Genomic DNA, 15,919 nt, shown 5'->3' with positions numbered 1-15,919 from the left:
GCCGGGCCTTTCTTTTTATGCCCCAACAGATAGACGCTAATTTTTTTGAGCATCCGCGTTTGATGGCTGTGCTCAATGTTACCCCTGATTCTTTTTACGACGGCGGCCAGCTTTACACTCCCGGCTCGGCGACCGCTGCGCTGGACTTGGTGCTGGCCAGGGTTGAGGCTCAGCTCGCAGCTGGGGCCGATATCATTGATATCGGGGGTGAATCTACTCGCCCCGGTGCGGCCGAGGTTTCCAGTCAGCAAGAGATCGATCGTGTATTGCCGCTTGTCGAAGCGTTGCATGCTCGTTTTGATGTGCCGCTGTCGATCGATACCAGCAATGCGCAATTGATGACGGAAGCGGCGGCAGCTGGCGCGGCGTTAATTAACGATGTGCGTGCGCTCAGCCGCGAAGGTGCGCTGCAGGCCGCAGCCGAGACGGGTTTGCACGTTTGCCTGATGCACATGCAGGGGCAACCGGCGACGATGCAGCAGCGCCCCGTTTACAGCAATGTTGTCGACGAGCTTCAGCAGTGGTTTAAAGAGCGCATGGCCATCTGCGAGGCCGCGGGAATAAACCGGGACAAGCTAATTCTCGACCCCGGTATTGGTTTTGGTAAAAGTGATGAGCATAATCTCGCGCTTTTACGGGCGACAGCAGATTTTGTTGCGTTGGGCTGCCCGGTTTTGATCGGCGTCTCGCGCAAATCCATGCTCGGGCGCTTGCTTGGACGGCCGCCTGAGCAACGCCTCGCCGGTTCGCTCGCGCTCGCCTACGATGTATTAATGCGCGGAGCAAAAGTTTTGCGTGTACACGATGTCGAAGAAACGGCCGATCTAATACGCCTATTTAATTTATTACACCGAGCTTAACTCGGGTTAAGGTTCTCATAACAATGGCAAGAAAATATTTTGGCACCGACGGCATACGCGGCCGTGTGGGTGACAGTCATATCAACCCTCAATTTTTTCTGCAGCTGGGCTGGGCCGTTGGCAAGGTGCTCGGTCAGCACGGTTCTCGCAAGCCAGGCATGGTGTTGATCGGCAAAGATACGCGCATTAGCGGTTATATGTTTGAGTCGGCCCTCGAGGCAGGTTTGATTGCCTCGGGTGTGGATGTCGGCCTGCTTGGGCCGATGCCAACTCCCGGCATTGCTTATTTGACACGTACCTTTCAGGCCAAGGCCGGCCTGGTTATCAGCGCCTCTCACAACCCCTTCACCGACAATGGCGTCAAGATCTTTAACACCTTTGGCAGCAAGCTTGCCGATGAACTGGAGCTGGCGATTGAGTCGCAGATAGATCAGCCGATGGTGATGGCTTCGGCTTTAGGCAAGGCTCGGCGCATTGATGATGCCGAGGGGCGCTATGTTGAATTCTGTAAAGGCTCTTTGCCGTGGGGTTTTAGCTTGGAGGGCATGCATATTGTGCTCGACTGCTCCAACGGCGCGACCTATAGCATCGCACCAAAGGTGTTCCGCGAGCTCGGTGCCAAAGTCGAGGTGATAGCAAACAAGCCAGATGGTTTAAACATCAACTTTGAATGCGGCTCAACCCATACCGCTCAGCTCGGTGCCAAAGTGCTTGAAAGCGGCGCAGATCTCGGTATCGCTTTTGACGGAGATGGCGATCGGGTGCTGTTTGTTGACCATCGCGGGCGTGAGGTTGACGGTGATCAACTCATTTTTATTATTGCGAGTTATCGTCACCGCTCTGAGCAAGGCTGTGAAGGTGTCGTCGGCACACTGATGACTAATTACGGTTTTGAATTGGCAATGAAAGAGCGCGGTATCGGTTTTGAGCGGGCTAAAGTCGGCGATCGGTATGTTATTGAGCGCATGGCCAAAACCGGCTGGTTGATTGGCGGTGAGAGTTCCGGTCATATTGTTTGTAAAGACCTGACCACGACCGGTGACGGTATTATCTCTGCGCTGCAAGTATTGCAGGCGCTCGGTGACAGCGGCCAGAGCCTCGCTGATGCCTGTGCAGAAATGAGCATGTTTCCGCAGCATATGATTAATGTTCCGGTCAATAATCGCATTGATCTCGACAAGCACGAAGGTGTGCAACAGACGATACGCGAAGTCGAGGCGGCAATGGCCGGGCGCGGCCGCGTGTTATTGCGGCCATCCGGGACCGAGCCGGTTATTCGTGTCATGGTCGAAGGCGAAAACCGGTCTCAGGTGCACACGTTGTGTACCGAGCTTGCCGATGTTGTAGCGCAGGCGCTCGCGTAAGACGGCCGTTGCCGACACTGAGAAATAGTTTTTATTTGGCGCTTGTAAGTCGCAAGCGCTTCCCCTACAATTGCCGCCCGCTTGAACAGGGGCGTGCCCCTGAGAAAGAGATAAGGAACAAATATGCGTCGTCCTACAGTTATTGGTAACTGGAAAATGAATGCAAGCTTTGCCCAGACAGCTGACTTACTTGCTGGCTTGAGCGAAGGTTGGACTGGAGTTCACCAGGCTGAAGTGGCCGTTTGCCCTCCTTATCCTTATTTAGCTAAAGCGGCCGAGTTGCTTGAGCAAAGCAATATTGCCTTTGGTGCTCAGGACTTGAGCCAGCACGCCAGCGGTGCTTACACCGGTCAGGTCAGTGCCGATATGTTGCTCGATCTCGGTTGTAAATACGTGCTTGTTGGTCACAGTGAGCGCCGCGAATATCAGGGTGAAACGGATACCTTGATTGCAGAAAAATTTGAAGCGGCTGCAAAAAAAGGTCTGGTTCCTGTTCTTTGTGTTGGTGAAACCCTCGAAGAGCGTGAGGCAGAAAAAACTTTTGATGTGGTCGGTCGCCAATTGCGAGCGGTTATCGAGCGCGTTGGTTTGGAAGGTGTTGCTAAGGGTGTGGTTGCCTATGAGCCTGTTTGGGCGATCGGCACTGGCCGTTCAGCTACACCAGAAATGGCTCAGGAAGTTCACGCGTATATTCGTGAGGTGCTTGGGCCCGAAGGCGAGCACACTGCTGTTCTTTACGGTGGTAGTGTGAAACCAGAAAGTGCCGCGGCACTTTTTGCTCAGCAAGACATTGATGGCGCACTGGTTGGTGGTGCTTCTTTAAAAGCAGAAGATTTTCTAGCCATCTGTCGCGCAGCTGAATAAAGCTATTGGTTTGTACTGATGGAAAATTTAATTTTACTGGCTCACTTAATTGTTGCTCTGATCATTATTGGTTTGATTTTGATGCAGCAAGGTAAGGGGGCCGAAATGGGCGCCTCATTTGGTGCCGGAGCTTCGCAAACGCTTTTTGGTGCTACCGGTGGTGGCAACTTCTTTGCAAAGCTTACTGCTGTATTTGCTTTTGTCTTTTTTGTTACCAGCTTTAGCCTGGCGATCATTGCAAAAAAACAAAGCACTGTTGGCGATGATCTCGATTTGCCTGTACTTGAAGAGGTTGATGTGCCTGTGCTCGAAGTTGAGTCTGCGCCCGTTGATGATGTTCCAGTACTGGAAATTGAAACAGCTCCTGTTGTCGACGACACTGCAGCTGATAGCGACAGTAAATAAATCAGTACAGATTTCGCGTAGTGCTCTGAACTCCTCATTCAGAGTGCAATCATCGCAAAGTTTTGCCCAAGTGGTGGAATTGGTAGACACGCTATCTTGAGGGGGTAGTGGCGCAAGCCGTGCCGGTTCAAGTCCGGCCTTGGGCACCACCTGAAAAGCCTCTGACGAAAGTCAGGGGCTTTTTTATTTTCTCGTCTTTGATTTTTCTTTTTGGCTTGCCAGGTTGTCGTGGTCTCTAGCTATTAGGGCTAGCGGGCTCCTGGTGTTGAAGCGCCGCGCGGACTCTACATTTTTTCTTATTTTCTTTGTTGCTGTGCTAGCGCGATAATACTTGTAACTGAGTAGGGATTGCTTATGTCGCGAGTGCGTTGTGTGTTGTTGCTGATAGTGTGCATTGCCGTTCAGGCGCTTGAAGTCTCAGCGCAGATTCGCATTGCTGCGCCTTATTATCTCGCTGAAAGTTTTAACGCATTAAACCGAGGGCGAAGCTGCGGTGATGGGCGCTTGCCCGAGCAGCACAGCTATCCGAGTGGTGCGGTGGAGTTGGCTTTGTTGTGTAAAGCGCTGCTGCGAGAGGGGCCCTTAGAGTTTGAATTTGTGCTTGCGCCAAATTATGCGCGTGCCCTGAAGCTGCTCGAGCAGGGGCGGGCAGATATCGCCGCTGAAACAATTTGGTTTGAGGATGCTAATCCGGATAGCTTTTGGCTTTCCGAGCCGCTATTGCTGATAGGTGAGAGTGAAAAGGGCCTGTATTTACCAAAAGGGCATCGCGCGCTCGGCGCCACTAGTGTTGATATTCGCGCTTTGAGCGCTATTACCACTGCGGGCTGGCGGCAAGATCGCATGGTATTGGACGAGCTCAGTGCGCATTCGCGCCAGGTTGTTAAGCAGCAGAGCATTTTTGAGCTGTTAAAGCTCGGCCGCGCTGACTTTACCTTGCTCAGCTTTCCTAACAGCGCCGCTTTAACTGTTGAGCGTTACGGTGGTGAGTTTGAACCCTTGCCCGGTGTGCGAGTACTGATGCCCAGCTCGCGCCACTATGCTATTTCTCGTCGCTCGCTTCACGGCAAGGCTCTGCAGCAGCGTTTAAATACTGTTTTGGCAAGGATGCGGCGCACGGGCGAGCTCAATGACTATTTGCGCCACCTGGGCATTGGCAATCCCGCGGTTAGCGGTTGGCGTGTTGTTAATCGTGTCGCTCAGTGATCTATATTTCTAGTGTTTCGTAGTTACTGCTTAATAGTGATTCTGGAGAGGGAGCAAATCTGTGATGGAAATAGCTGATAGTCAGCAAAAAAAAATCAAACTCGGTATCAGCGCCTGCTTGCTTGGTGAAAATGTGCGCTACAACGCGGGGCACAAACGATCAAAATACTGTCTTGGGCCTTTGGCTGCGGTGTTTGAGTATCAGGGCTGGTGCCCGGAAGTGGCTATTGGTCTCGGCGTGCCGAGAGAAACCATTCGCCTGGTTGACGAGGATGGCCAGCTAAAGGTTCGCGGCAATAAAAATCCCGAGCTCGAAGTTGCCCAGCAACTCTTTGACTACGGTTGTGAGGTTGGCCAGCAGGCGGGCGAGCTTGCCGGTTATATTTTGATAAAAGGCTCGCCGTCGTGCGCTTTGCTTAGCGCCAAGCTGTTTAAAGGCGGCATGCCTCAGCCTGGGCAGCATGAGGGCATGTTTGTTCGCGGTTTAAAGTCGGTGCAGCCGCTCTTGCCGATGGAAGAGGAGGGGCGCCTGCACGACCCGGTATTGAGAGAGAATTTTGTCGCCAGGGTTTATGCTTATTCGCGCTGGCTAAGTGAGGTTAAGCCCGCAAGCTCAATAAAAACCCTGCTTGATTTCCATGCGCGTTACAAATATTTGTTGATGGCGCACAGCCAGCCCTTATATCGTCAGCTCGGCCGCCTTGTTGCCAACCACGAGGGGTTGGCGCTTGATGAATTAAAGTCGCTTTATATAAAAGATTTTATGCTCTGCCTGCGCAAGCCGGCGACTCGCCGGGGCCATGTTAATGTGCTGCAGCACCTTGCTGGTTACCTCAAGCGAAACTTGGATGCTGATTTGCGCCAGGGTTTGCAGCAAACGATCAGTGCGTATCGCCGCGGTCACGTCAACCTTGCGGTGCCGGCAACAATGCTTGAACAATACCTCGAGCGCTTCGGTTCGTCTTATATCCGCGCTTCGGCGTATTTGCGTCCCTATGCTCAAGAGTTAGGCCTTCGCAATAATATTTAAATACTCACTAAATTCTCCTTGACCTGCTTTGGGGCTCTCCCTATAATGCGCGCCTCGCTTGGGGAGACGTTCTCTAGCGAAGTCTCAATGAGACTGCCTTTTTGGCGATGGTGCGGGGTGGAGCAGCCTGGTAGCTCGTCGGGCTCATAACCCGAAGGTCGTTGGTTCAAATCCAGCCCCCGCTACCAATTTTCGATTAACTGCGTTATGCAATTAATCAAAGCAAGCAACACGGATGAGTGCTCGCGTTCGGTTCAGGCACCGAACAGCCCGGAACGGAGTTCGCTGCGGACAAAAGCGCATTATAAGCGCGGCGAAAAAGCCCCTCTATGGGGTTTTTTTGTATCTGCGCGAAGGTTTGTTCAAAATGTGCACAGCGAGCGCTTTGTATTAGAATGGAGCTTGGCCTCGCGGCCAACCTTTCAAAAGTATCTGTGGGCCTTGCGCCCTTTTTTTGTTTGTAAAAGACGAATTATGAGCTCTAAACAAGCTGAACTTGAAGCATTGATTGCACCGGTGGCTGAGTCCTTTGGCTGTGAGCTTTGGGGTCTTGAATATCAGACCCAAGGTCAGCAAGTGCTGCTTAGAATTTACCTTGATAAAGAAGATGGCATTCAGCTTGAGGACTGCGAACGAGTCAGTCGCCAAGTTAGTGCAGTTATGGATGTTGAAGATCCTATTAGCGGAGAATATACCCTTGAGGTTAGTTCTCCGGGCACGGATAGGCCGATCTATAAACTAGAACAGTACCAGCGCTTAGCTGGTCAGCAAATTCGTTTGCGTTTACGCATTGCTTTTGAGGGGCGAAGAAAGTTCGCAGGCTTGCTCAAAGGTGTTGAGGGCGACGAAATTGTTTTGCAAGTGGATAACGAAGAGTATCTGCTGCCATTTGAATTAATTGAAAAAGCCAACGTTGTTCCCACGTACTAGGAGTTAGAGGACGCTCGATGAAAAAAGAAATCCTGTTGGTTGCCGACGCCGTCTCCAATGAGAAAGGTGTCGATCGAGAAATTATTTTCGAGGCGATTGAGCTGGCCCTCGCTACCGCAGCCAAAAAGCGCTACGACGAAGAGAGCAATATCGAAGTAAACATCGATCGCAGAACCGGTGACTACGAGACAGTACGCAGCTGGGAAGTTGTTGCCGATGACGTGTTGGCTGAGCTCGGTACCCAATTGACGACCGAAGAAGCGGCAGAAGTAGACCCGGAATTAAAGGTCGGTGATATTCACCGCGAAGTGGTTGAAAACGTCGATTTTGGCCGAATTGCCGCGCAGACCGCCAAACAGGTCATTGTGCAAAAGGTTCGCGAAGCAGAGCGCGCTCAGGTGGTGGAAGAATACCGTGAGCGAGTTGGTGAAATTCTTGCCGGTTCCGTCAAAAAAGTTACTCGCGACAATATTATTGTTGACCTTGGCGGCAATGCCGAAGGCCTGCTTCCTCGAGAAGAGTTGGTTGGGCGCGAAGTATTTCGCATGAACGACCGCGTTCGCGCTGTGCTCGCCGATGTGCGCCCTGAGGCTCGCGGCCCGCAGCTGTTTTTGAGCCGTGCGGTACCGGCGATGCTGATCGAGCTATTTAAAATTGAAGTGCCGGAAATATCTGAAGAAGTTATTGCCCTTAAAGGCGCCGCCCGCGACCCTGGTTCTCGCGCAAAAATTGCGGTGACAACCAACGACGGTCGCATCGACCCAGTTGGCGCCTGTGTTGGTATGCGCGGCGCGCGAGTGCAAGCGGTTTCCAACGAGCTCGGCAACGAGCGCATCGACATTGTATTGTGGGACGACAACCCAGCGCAGTTTGTTATTAATGCGATGGCTCCGGCGGAAATCGAATCCATTGTTATGGATGAAGAAACCGGTTCGATGGATATTGCCGTACAGCAAGATAACCTGGCCCAGGCCATCGGTCGCGGCGGTCAGAATGTGCGCCTCGCCTCAGAGCTTACCAGCTGGGATATCAACGTCATGAGCGTTGAAGACTGGGAAGAAAAACAGCAGGCTGAAAGTGGCAATATGATCGAGACCTTTATGGAGGCGCTCGATGTTGATCAAGATGTTGCAGAAGTATTGGTTGATGAAGGTTTTACTTCTCTGGAAGAAGTGGCCTACGTGCCAATGGAAGAGTTTCTGGCGATTGATGGTTTTGACGAAGACATTGCCGAAGAACTGCGCAACCGCGCCAAAGACGCGCTGCTGACCCAGGCGCTGGCTCAAGAAGAGCAGGCAGAGGGTGGCCAGCCAGCTGAAGATTTATTGAATATGGAAGGTATGGACCAAGCGACCGCTTTTGCGATGGCAGCGCTTGGTATCTGCAACATGGAAGACTTGGCAGAACAAAGTGTCGACGAGTTGATGGAGATCGACGGCATGGATGAGGAGCGTGCATCCGCATTGATTATGAAAGCACGTGAGCCGTGGTTTGAATAAATCCACAACAGAACGACCTTTAACTGAACAAACCCAGAGCAGGTAAGAAAGAATCTATGGCTGAAGTAACCGTAAGTGAACTCGCCAAATCCGTCGGCACCTCGGTCGAGCGCATCCTGTCGCAAATGAAGCAGGCAGGCTTAAATCATGGCGCCTCCGATGACCTGGTTTCCGATGAAGAAAAGCAGACTCTGCTCAGCTTTTTAAAAGCCAGTCATGGCCAAAGCGCTGCAGAGCCAAAAAAAATCACGCTGAAGCGAAAAACCACTACCACTTTAAAAACCGGCAGTGGCGGTTCGCGTAAAACGGTTAACGTTGAAGTCCGCAAAAAGCGCACTTATGTCAAGCGCGACCCTGCTGAGTTGTTAAAAGAAGCAGAAGCTCAGGCTGCACTTGAAGAAGAACAGCAAGTTGTTGCCGTCGAAGAGCAAGAGCCGGCTGTCGCAGAAGTGGCCGAAGTTGAGCAGGAAATGCCACTTGCCGAGCCCGAGCTGGAAGAAGTTGCTGAGCAAGAAGCCGAGAGCGAACTGGCTGAAGCCGAAGACGAGCCGGTAGCAGAAGAGCTTGTTGCCGAACAAGAGCCACAAGATGCTGAAGCTGAGGTTGAAGCCGAAGCAGCTCAAACAGAAGTCGAGCCAGAGAGTGTCGACGAGCCTGCTAAAGTCGAAGAAAAGCCTGCGCCTATCGTCAGCTCTTACAGCGATGATATAGAACTTCTGCGTCAACAAGCTGCTGCTCGCAAAAAAGAAGAGCAGAAGCAGGCCGATGAAGCGCGCAAGAAAGCCGAAGAAGCTCGCCAGCAAAAAGCTGCAGCCGAGAAAGAAAAGGCCGAGAAAGACAAAGCCGCTGCTAAAACGGCGGATAAGAAACCTAAGCACTTTAAAGCTGCACCGACGACCACTGCCGACAGCGAAGATGAGCAAGCCAAGCATCACAAAAAAGCTGGCAAGGCGGTCAAAAAGGTTAACGGGCCGAAGAAAGTTAAGTCTGCGCTTGATTACGCCGAAGATAGTGAAGAAGTACTCGACGTACTGCATGTAGAAAAGCACAAAAAAGTCACGTCGCCGCAGCCGCGCAAGCAAATTAAGCTGGCAGCCAACAAACACGGCTTTAAAAAGCCCACGGGTAAAATTGTGCACGAAGTTGAAATCCCTGAAGAGATTACCGTCAGTGATCTGGCTCAGCGCATGAGCGTTAAAGCCGGTGAAGTGGTTAAGGCTCTGATGAAGATGGGCACCATGGCCACGATGAATCAGAGCATCGACCAAGAGACTGCGCAGTTGGTGGTTGAAGAAATGGGGCACAGCTTTAAGTTAGTCAGTGCAACCGAGGTTGAAGACAAGCTGCAAGAAGAAGTGAAAGCTGTTGAAGGTGAAGTTGTGCATCGCGCACCGATTGTTACCGTAATGGGCCACGTTGACCACGGTAAAACCTCACTGCTTGACTACATTCGCGAAGCCAAGGTTGCCTCCGGCGAAGCCGGCGGTATTACCCAGCACATCGGTGCCTACCGCGTTGGCACCAGCCACGGTGAGCTGGCCTTCTTAGATACTCCGGGTCACGCCGCCTTTACCGCGATGCGTGCTCGCGGTGCCCAGTGTACCGACGTTGTTATTCTTGTTGTTGCCGCCGATGATGGCGTAATGCCGCAAACCGAAGAAGCGATTCAGCACAGCCGTGCTGCAGGCGTGCCTATGGTTGTTGCGATCAACAAAATCGATAAAGAAACTGCTGATCCGGATCGTGTTAAAAACGAGCTGGCAGCGAAAGACGTGATCCCTGAAGACTGGGGCGGTGATACGCAGTTTATTCCTGTGTCTGCTCACACTGGTGAAGGCATCGACGCGCTGTTAGAAGCTGTTGCCCTACAAGCGGAACTGCTTGAGCTGACCGCTCCAGTTGATGTTCCTGCTCGCGGTGTAGTAGTTGAGTCGCGTATGGATAAAGGTCGCGGTGCGGTTGCAACCGTGCTTGTACAAGGCGGTGAGCTGAAGCGCGGCGACATTATGCTGGCAGGTCAGAGCCTTGGCCGTGTGCGCGCGATGATTAACGAGCGCGGTGAAACCATCCAGCAGGCAGGCCCTTCAACGCCGGTAGAGCTGCTCGGTCTTGATACACCACCTCAGGCGGGTGATGAATTCCTGGTGGTAACGGATGAGCGCAAAGCGCGTGAAGTCTCTGAGTTCCGCGCCGAGAAAGAGCGCCAAGACAAGCTCAAGCGTCAGCAAGCGGCCAAACTTGAAAATATGTTTGCCAGCTTTGACGGCAGCACCGACAAGAAAGTACTTCCTGTGGTGGTTAAAACCGATGTGCGCGGTTCACTCGAGGCTATTTCTGCAGCCCTGATGGACTTGGGCAACGACGAAGTTCAGGTCAACATCATCGGTGACGGTGTCGGCGGTATCACCACCAACGACATCAACCTCGCGCTGACATCAAACGCTATTGTCCTGGCCTTTAACGTTCGTGCCGACAACGCTGCGAAGAAACTTGCCGAGGCTGAGAGCATCGAGGTTCGTTACTACAGCATCATTTATCAGCTGATCGACGAAGTTAAGTCGGCGCTGAGCGGTATGCTTGAGCCTGAGCGCGTTGAAGAATTTATCGGTTACGCCGAAGTGCGCGACGTATTCCGTTCGCCGAAGTTTGGTCAGGTTGCTGGCTGTATGGTCACCGAAGGTACGGTTATGCGTAACAAGCCTATCCGTGTTCTGCGCGATAACGTTGTTATCTTTGAAGGCGAGCTCGAATCCTTGCGCCGCTTTAAAGACGACGTCAACGAAGTTCGCAACGGCATGGAATGTGGTATCGGTGTTAAGAACTATGACGTTAAAGTCGGCGACCAGATCGAAGTCTTTGAAGTCAAAGAAGTTGCGCGTGAGCTTTAATGCCCAGAGAGTTTAAGCGAGCCGATCGCGTCTCCGACGCCCTGCAGCGCAGTATCGCCGAGATACTGCGCGCTGAGCTGCGCGACCCGCGCATAGGTATGCCGAACATCAATGCGGTAAAAGTGCCTAACGACCTGACTTCTGCCAAGGTTTACACCACCTTTATCGGGCTCTATGAACAAAAAGACATCGACGCCGCGATTGATGTGCTGAATGAGGCTGCGCCTTATATCCGCACCCAGGTTGCTAAAGATGTAAAAATGCGCGTTGTTCCGCGTATCTTTTTTGTCTACGACAAAGTTGCTGTCGAAGGCCAGATTCTTAGCCACAAAATTGATCAGGCCATCGCCGCCGATAAGCGCAATGATGATGAATCTAATGAGGCTAATGGTAATTCCGCTGAGGGCTCTAATAACTGATGGGCCGCAGACGTAAATTTGGCCGCAAGCTCGACGGTGTTCTGGTTGTAAATAAACACGCAGGCGAAACCTCAAATGCCGTGCTGCAGCGCGCTAAGCGCCTGTTTTTTGCGCAAAAGGCCGGCCACACGGGGGCGTTAGACCCACTCGCAACAGGTGTTTTGCCTCTGTGTTTTGGCGAGGCAACGAAGTTCAGTCAATTTCTTCTCGACGCAGATAAAGTCTATCGCTCGGTATTTGAGCTCGGTGTGGTCAGCGATACTGCCGACGCCGATGGCGAAATTCTTCAGGAACAAAGTGCAGCGGCTATTAGTCAGAGTGACGTAGAAGCGGCAATGGCCGGCTTCCGCGGCGAGATAGCCCAGGTGCCGCCGATGTACTCGGCATTAAAGGTCAATGGCCAGCCCCTGTATAAACTCGCTCGTCAGGGTATAGAGATTGAACGCAAGGCTCGCAGCGTAACGATTTACCGATATGAGCTGCTGAGTTTTGAAGCTGGCGAGCGCGCCTATGTCGAAGTAGAGATCGCCTGTACCAAGGGTACTTATGTGCGCTCTTTGGCAGCGGACTTAGGTGAAAAACTCGGTTGCGGTGCCAGGGTCTTTAAGTTGCACCGCGTTAAAAGCGGTGCTTTTGATGAAAGCATGGCGCTTGATCTCGAGGCACTTGAACAAGAGCGCGGTGAAGAGCGCGCAGAAGTACTCGACCACCACCTGCATGCAACCGATGCGCCGGTGGCCTCGCTGCCTAAAATAGAGATCGACGACGACAGCGGTTTTTATTTTTGTCGCGGTCAGCGAGTTATGGATACGCGGGTCTATCAAATTGCCGACGAAGGTGATACGGTGCGCGTTTTCGAAGAATCAGGCCGTTTTCTTGGGCTTGCCGAGATAACGGATGATGGCTGCTTGGCGCCAAAGCGCCTTGTGGTCTAGATTAAGTAGCTTAAGTTAGTTTTTGGCTGCTTATACAACACCGACCCCCGCTGTAAATATGCACGGCAGGGGCCGTATCAGGCTGAAACTTGGTTTTTACTAAGTTGCAGCAGGGCATATTCATAGTAAATAGAGGTATAGCTCCATGGCATTGAGCGCTCAAGAGAAACAAGCAATTGTCGCCGACAACGGTGGCCAAACTGGTTCAACTGAAGTACAAGTCGCTTTGTTAACTGCAAACATCAACAAGTTGCAAGGCCACTTCGCAGATCACAAAAAAGACAATCACAGTCGTCGTGGTCTGATTCGCATGGTGAACCAGCGTCGTAAGTTGCTCGACTATCTTAAAGGTAAGGACCTCAACCGCTACGCTGCGCTGATTAAAAAGCTTGGCCTGCGCCGTTAAGGAACCTGAAAGTGCCCGCCTTGTGCGGGCATTTTTTGTGTTGCCTGACAGAATTTTTATATTGATGAAGAAAAGAAAAGTATAGGAAGGGCAATGAATCCCGTTAAAAAGCAATTCGAATACGGTGGACAAACCGTAACTTTAGAGACAGGACGTGTCGCGCGTCAGGCTACTGGTGCTGTTATCGCCAGTGTTGGTCAGACCTCTGTTCTGTGTACCGTTGTTGCTGCAAAAAGTGCTTCTGAGGGTCAGGATTTTTTCCCTCTGTCTGTGCACTATCAAGAGAAATACTACGCTGCCGGTAAAATCCCCGGTGGTTTTTTAAAGCGTGAAGGCCGCCCTTCAGAGAAAGAGACTCTGACCAGCCGCCTTATCGACCGCCCCATTCGCCCACTGTTCCCGAACGGCTTTTTAAACGAAGTTCAAGTTCTGTGTACCGTGATCAGCTCTGAGAAAGACATCGACCCAGATATTTGTGCGATGATCGGTACTTCAGCTGCGCTGGCGATTTCTGGTATTCCGTTTGCCGGCCCAATTGGAGCGGCGCGTGTTGGTTACAACCAGGAAGCTGGTTACCTGCTGAACCCAACTTACAGTGCGCTTAAAAATAGCGAGCTGGACATGGTTGTTGCCGGCACCAAAGAAGCGGTATTAATGGTTGAGTCTGAAGCTCAAGAGTTGCCTGAAGATATTATGCTCGGTGCCGTACTCTACGCTCACCAGGAAATGCAGGCTGTTATTCAAGCTGTCAATGAACTCGCTGCCGAAGCCGGCAAAGACAAGTGGGAGTGGACAGCTCCCGCCGCCAACGAGCCGTTGATTAACGCGGTTACTGATGGCTACGGCGCAGATATTGCCGAAGCTTATCGTATCACTGACAAAATGGCCCGCTACACTCGCTTGGGTGAACTGCGCGATGCCGCAGCCGAAGCGCTGGCCAGTGAAGACGTTGACGCCGACGAAGTTAAAAAAGTTTTCAGCAAGCTTGAAAAACAAACCGTGCGCCGCGCCATTATCAATGGTGAGCCGCGCATCGACGGTCGCGACACTTCTACCGTGCGCCCAATTGCCGTTGAAGTAGGTGTTTTGCCCAAGGTTCACGGTTCGGCTTTGTTTACCCGCGGTGAAACTCAAGCTTTGGTTGTTGCGACTCTCGGTTCCGCGCGCGATGCACAGATCATCGACGCCCTTGAAGGCGAGCGCAAAGATCCATTTATGTTGCACTACAACTTCCCTCCGTACTCGGTTGGTGAGTGCGGTCGTATCGGCGCCACTGGCCGCCGTGAAGTAGGCCACGGTCGCTTGGCCCGTCGCGGTGTTGCTGCAACTCTGCCTAGCCAGGAAGAGTTCCCTTACACCATGCGTGTTGTCAGCGAGATCACCGAATCTAACGGCTCGAGCTCAATGGCCTCTGTATGTGGTACGTCTTTGGCTTTGATGGACGCCGGTGCACCTGTTAAAGCGCCTGTTGCCGGTATTGCTATGGGGCTTGTGAAAGAAGATGATGGTTTTGCAGTATTGACTGACATCCTCGGTGATGAAGACCACCTCGGCGATATGGACTTTAAAGTTGCCGGTACCTCTGCTGGTGTAACGGCACTGCAGATGGACATTAAAATCGAAGGCATTAATGAAGAGATCATGAGCATTGCTCTTGATCAGGCCTTGCAGGCACGTTTGCACATCCTCGCGGAAATGAACAAGTGCATCGATGCGCCGCGTCAGAAGCTCAGTGAAAACGCACCTCAGTTCTACCAGACCAAGATCGACCCGGACAAGATCCGCGACGTTATCGGTAAAGGTGGTGCGACCATCCGTTCTATTACCGAAGAGACTCAGTGTTCTATCGATATCGAAGACGATGGTACTTTGAAGATCTACGCTCCGGACGGTGATGCACTGCAGGCAGCGATCGACAAGGTTGACGAAATTACCGCAGAAGCGGAGATTGGTGCGGTTTACGACGGCGTTGTTGCCCGTATCGTTGACTTCGGTGCCTTTGTTACTTTCCTGCCGGGCAAAGATGGTTTGGTTCATATCAGCCAGATTGCTCACGAGCGTGTTAAAAACGTCAGTGACTACCTCGAAGAAGGTCAAGAGGTTAAGGTTAAGTGTCTTGACGTCGACAACCGCGGTCGTATCAAGCTTTCAATTAAAGAGTTGCTTGATCCACCAGCTCCAGAGGCGTCTGACGATGCGAATGGCAATGTAGCTGAAGGTGAAGAGCCACAAGCTTAAGCCGTTTGAGTTGCTGAATAAAAAGCCCGCTCAGGCGGGCTTTTTTGTGTCTGATATTTTTGAAGTTGAACCTTATGAGAGTTTTTTTATTGCTATTTGCGCTGTTAGCGATAAGCGCCGGTGCTGCAGAGCAAGAGAAACCCAAAATTGAACTCGGTGTGGCGCTGGGAGCCCAGTACCTTGCCGATTATCGCGGCTCTAAACAATACGGGGCCAAAGCCTTACCTGTTCCGTTTTTGATTTACCGCGGAGATAGGATCAAAATCGACAGAAAAGGTCTCAGTGGCGAGCTCGTTAAAACCCTGTACTGGGAGTTTAATGTCAGTGGCGAGGTTGCCTTAAGTGGTGGGCGCGACGACAATTATTTGCGCCGGGGCATGCCCGAGCTGGATTCAACCTTTGAACTTGGGCCTTCGTTAAATATTGCCCTCGATGGCAATGTTAACGACGACGGCTGGGTATTGCGCATGCCTGTACGCGCGGTATTTGGTGCGAGTTTAAGCGGTATCGACTATGTCGGTTACCTTTTTAACCCAAAGATTACCTGGCGTCACGAACAGGAAAATGAACGAGATTGGCGTATATCCAGCTCTCTGGGTATTACCTGGGCCGATGAAAATTACCACGATTATTATTATCAGGTCGATGAAGAGTTTGTCTTGCCCGATAGGCCTTATTACGATGCTCGTGCGGGTTTTAGCGGCAGTTATTTTAAAAGCTCACTGACTCAGCGCCGCGGTGATTGGCGTTACGGCGTTGCACTACGTTACGATAACTTAAGCGGCACGGACTTTTCTAAAAACAGCCCGCTGGTAGAAACCAACGATTTTTTCTCGGTCAGTTTTTTGTTGGCACGCTACTTCTGGGCTCAGTAG

14 protein-coding genes and 2 tRNA genes are annotated in these 15,919 nt (G+C 51.9%); all 16 read left to right on the top strand.

The window, feature by feature from the left end; all coding sequences use genetic code 11:
- Positions 1–17: 17 nt before the first annotated feature.
- The 16 genes from folP to CFK45_RS08775 all read left to right on the top strand — a co-directional run bounded on the left by folP (position 18) and on the right by CFK45_RS08775 (position 15,919).
- Complete coding sequence (gene folP, locus CFK45_RS08850; protein WP_204378437.1) at positions 18–860, top strand: dihydropteroate synthase; 843 nt, start codon at positions 18–20, stop codon at positions 858–860.
- A gap of 23 nt (positions 861–883) precedes the next feature.
- Positions 884–2,224, top strand: coding sequence for a phosphoglucosamine mutase (gene glmM / locus CFK45_RS08845; RefSeq protein WP_096086082.1), 1,341 nt, complete (start codon positions 884–886; stop codon positions 2,222–2,224).
- A 123-nt stretch (positions 2,225–2,347) separates the two neighbouring features.
- Positions 2,348–3,088, top strand: coding sequence for a triose-phosphate isomerase (gene tpiA, locus CFK45_RS08840; RefSeq protein WP_096086081.1), 741 nt, complete (start codon positions 2,348–2,350; stop codon positions 3,086–3,088).
- A gap of 18 nt (positions 3,089–3,106) precedes the next feature.
- Entirely contained in the window at positions 3,107–3,493 is a 387-nt protein-coding gene (secG, locus tag CFK45_RS08835) for a preprotein translocase subunit SecG (RefSeq protein WP_096086080.1), read from the top strand.
- A 64-nt stretch (positions 3,494–3,557) separates the two neighbouring features.
- Positions 3,558–3,642 (top strand) — tRNA-Leu (locus CFK45_RS08830).
- A gap of 205 nt (positions 3,643–3,847) precedes the next feature.
- A complete protein-coding gene (locus tag CFK45_RS08825; protein WP_096086079.1) occupies positions 3,848–4,699 on the top strand; it encodes a substrate-binding periplasmic protein in 852 nt (283 codons plus the stop codon).
- 64 nt (positions 4,700–4,763) lie between these two features.
- Positions 4,764–5,729 (top strand): YbgA family protein, encoded by a 966-nt coding sequence (locus CFK45_RS08820; protein ID WP_096086078.1) that lies wholly within the window; start codon positions 4,764–4,766, stop codon positions 5,727–5,729.
- A gap of 111 nt (positions 5,730–5,840) precedes the next feature.
- Positions 5,841–5,917: transfer RNA gene (locus CFK45_RS08815), tRNA-Met, on the top strand.
- Positions 5,918–6,203: 286 nt separating this feature from the next.
- A complete protein-coding gene (gene rimP / locus CFK45_RS08810; RefSeq protein WP_096086168.1) occupies positions 6,204–6,659 on the top strand; it encodes a ribosome maturation factor RimP in 456 nt (151 codons plus the stop codon).
- A 17-nt stretch (positions 6,660–6,676) separates the two neighbouring features.
- A complete protein-coding gene (nusA, locus tag CFK45_RS08805; protein ID WP_096086077.1) occupies positions 6,677–8,158 on the top strand; it encodes a transcription termination factor NusA in 1,482 nt (493 codons plus the stop codon).
- A 56-nt stretch (positions 8,159–8,214) separates the two neighbouring features.
- Positions 8,215–11,046: a translation initiation factor IF-2 gene (gene infB, locus CFK45_RS08800; protein ID WP_096086076.1), complete on the top strand. Its 2,832-nt coding sequence runs from the start codon at positions 8,215–8,217 to the stop codon at positions 11,044–11,046.
- The gene (gene rbfA, locus CFK45_RS08795; RefSeq protein ID WP_096086075.1) at positions 11,046–11,465 is read left to right on the top strand and encodes a 30S ribosome-binding factor RbfA; all 420 of its coding nucleotides are present in this window, start codon (positions 11,046–11,048) and stop codon (positions 11,463–11,465) included. Before infB ends, rbfA begins: the two co-directional genes overlap by 1 nt.
- Positions 11,465–12,400, top strand: a complete 936-nt coding sequence (gene truB, locus CFK45_RS08790) for a tRNA pseudouridine(55) synthase TruB (RefSeq protein ID WP_096086074.1) — start codon at positions 11,465–11,467, stop codon at positions 12,398–12,400. Before rbfA ends, truB begins: the two co-directional genes overlap by 1 nt.
- Before the next feature lie 145 nt (positions 12,401–12,545).
- Positions 12,546–12,806 (top strand): 30S ribosomal protein S15, encoded by a 261-nt coding sequence (gene rpsO / locus CFK45_RS08785; RefSeq protein ID WP_096086073.1) that lies wholly within the window; start codon positions 12,546–12,548, stop codon positions 12,804–12,806.
- Positions 12,807–12,899: 93 nt separating this feature from the next.
- Complete coding sequence (pnp, locus tag CFK45_RS08780) at positions 12,900–15,044, top strand: polyribonucleotide nucleotidyltransferase (protein ID WP_096086072.1); 2,145 nt, start codon at positions 12,900–12,902, stop codon at positions 15,042–15,044.
- A 74-nt stretch (positions 15,045–15,118) separates the two neighbouring features.
- On the top strand, positions 15,119–15,919 hold the full coding sequence (locus CFK45_RS08775) for a MipA/OmpV family protein (protein ID WP_096086071.1): 801 nt from the start codon (positions 15,119–15,121) through the stop codon (positions 15,917–15,919).

Origin of the sequence: Agaribacterium haliotis, from assembly GCF_002312815.1 — a bacterium.
GTDB classification, from domain to species: Bacteria; Pseudomonadota; Gammaproteobacteria; order Pseudomonadales; family Cellvibrionaceae; genus Agaribacterium; species Agaribacterium haliotis.
The sequence above is the reverse complement of the archived record's forward strand: the minus strand, read 5'-3'. Positions and strand labels throughout refer to the sequence as shown.

Excerpts from the sequence above, each read along its gene's own strand:
- folP (WP_204378437.1), top strand. The coding sequence starts at position 18 with ATGCCCCAACAGATAGACGCTAATTTTTTTGAGCATCCGCGTTTGATG.
- glmM (WP_096086082.1), top strand. The coding sequence starts at position 884 with ATGGCAAGAAAATATTTTGGCACCGACGGCATACGCGGCCGTGTGGGT.
- tpiA (WP_096086081.1), top strand. The coding sequence starts at position 2,348 with ATGCGTCGTCCTACAGTTATTGGTAACTGGAAAATGAATGCAAGCTTT.
- secG (WP_096086080.1), top strand. The coding sequence starts at position 3,107 with ATGGAAAATTTAATTTTACTGGCTCACTTAATTGTTGCTCTGATCATT.
- CFK45_RS08825 (WP_096086079.1), top strand. The coding sequence starts at position 3,848 with ATGTCGCGAGTGCGTTGTGTGTTGTTGCTGATAGTGTGCATTGCCGTT.
- CFK45_RS08820 (WP_096086078.1), top strand. The coding sequence starts at position 4,764 with ATGGAAATAGCTGATAGTCAGCAAAAAAAAATCAAACTCGGTATCAGC.
- rimP (WP_096086168.1), top strand. The coding sequence starts at position 6,204 with ATGAGCTCTAAACAAGCTGAACTTGAAGCATTGATTGCACCGGTGGCT.
- nusA (WP_096086077.1), top strand. The coding sequence starts at position 6,677 with ATGAAAAAAGAAATCCTGTTGGTTGCCGACGCCGTCTCCAATGAGAAA.
- infB (WP_096086076.1), top strand. The coding sequence starts at position 8,215 with ATGGCTGAAGTAACCGTAAGTGAACTCGCCAAATCCGTCGGCACCTCG.
- rbfA (WP_096086075.1), top strand. The coding sequence starts at position 11,046 with ATGCCCAGAGAGTTTAAGCGAGCCGATCGCGTCTCCGACGCCCTGCAG.
- truB (WP_096086074.1), top strand. The coding sequence starts at position 11,465 with ATGGGCCGCAGACGTAAATTTGGCCGCAAGCTCGACGGTGTTCTGGTT.
- rpsO (WP_096086073.1), top strand. The coding sequence starts at position 12,546 with ATGGCATTGAGCGCTCAAGAGAAACAAGCAATTGTCGCCGACAACGGT.
- pnp (WP_096086072.1), top strand. The coding sequence starts at position 12,900 with ATGAATCCCGTTAAAAAGCAATTCGAATACGGTGGACAAACCGTAACT.
- CFK45_RS08775 (WP_096086071.1), top strand. The coding sequence starts at position 15,119 with ATGAGAGTTTTTTTATTGCTATTTGCGCTGTTAGCGATAAGCGCCGGT.